General features: G+C 33.8%; 1 protein-coding gene. It reads right to left on the reverse strand.

Annotated features, from left to right (window positions below; translation table 11 throughout):
• On the reverse strand, positions 1–237 hold a 237-nt coding region (locus AB3I00_RS14855; protein WP_368025650.1), incomplete at both ends, for a hypothetical protein.

The raw sequence follows: 237 nt of genomic DNA on the forward strand, positions 1-237 counted from the left end.
ATTGTAGTTTTTTAAGCGTGAATCTTTTGTCCGAACCAATAACGGGACTTCCTTGCTAGAACAATCTTCATTAATTCTAAAAATACCATTATAATAACCTGTACTTTCATAAAAATCAACCACCTTTGTGGCATCCCAACTAATGAGATCCAATAACTGTAACTGGGGCGCATCCGCAAATGTTATAAATAACGTTGTATTTTTACTAGTATCCCAATTAGAGACATTCAATTGTTC

Origin of the sequence: Enterococcus sp. C76 (assembly GCF_040886985.1) — a bacterium.
In the GTDB taxonomy this organism is placed as follows: domain Bacteria; phylum Bacillota; class Bacilli; order Lactobacillales; family Enterococcaceae; genus Enterococcus_B; species Enterococcus_B lactis.